1 protein-coding gene is annotated in these 845 nt (G+C 43.7%); it reads left to right on the top strand.

Translation table 11 applies throughout. From position 1 onward, the window contains the following. Window positions 1–124: 124 nt before the first annotated feature. Window positions 125–845 (top strand): s-methyl-5-thioribose-1-phosphate isomerase (locus A3756_RS19950; protein ID WP_156490626.1); only part of this gene is annotated, 721 nt, incomplete at its 3' end.

Here is an 845-nt window from a genome sequence, read left to right as displayed (position 1 = left end):
TCAGTGTTTGTTGTAGGTGGCGATAGAAAAGAAGTGTTAATTGAGTTTGAGGGAACTGGTATTGCAAACTACTCATGCATGATAGAGTCCCACCGAAATAATGAAACAGTAGGAAGTATAGTCATTGAATAATAAGTTTGAGTCTCTAAGCGTCAAAGCGGTCGATTGGCAAGATGGTGCGCTGGTTCTATTGGATCAGAGAAATCTACCTTTGTCTGAAGATTATATGAGTTGTCATGATGTTGAACAGGTTTATACGGCAATCAAGACGATGGTTGTACGTGGAGCGCCTGCAATTGGTATTTGTGCGGCTTACGGTGTTGTTTTGAGCGCAAAAAAGCACTTAATGAATGGAGTCGATTTTTATGAACGTATTAACAAGGATATTGAATTCCTGAGTCAAGCTAGGCCTACCGCGGTAAATTTAGCATGGGCTCTGAAAGTTATGCAGGAAGAGCTCCTAGCGCAGAAAGAGCAGGATTTTAGTTTAGAAAAGCTGCTTCTCCGCGCCCAGGAAATTCATCAAGAGGATATTGCTAACAACTTTAAAATGGGTGATTTAGCCTGTTCCGTGTTTAAACGCTTCCATGAAAAACCGTTCTCTGTCATGACTCATTGTAATGCCGGAGGCTTGGCTACAGGTGGCTATGGAACGGCTTTAGGGGTTATACGCTCAGCCTGGAGTGATGGCTTAATCACTGAAGTCTTTGCAGATGAAACGCGCCCTTGGATGCAAGGTACCCGATTAACTGTTTGGGAGCTCATGAGAGATGATATCCCGGTTACCTTAAATGCGGACTCGGCGGCCTCGTGGGTGATCCAAAACAAATCGGTTGAATGGATTA

The organism is Oleiphilus sp. HI0086 (assembly GCF_001635225.1).
This window is presented reverse-complemented; position numbering and strand designations above follow the sequence as displayed.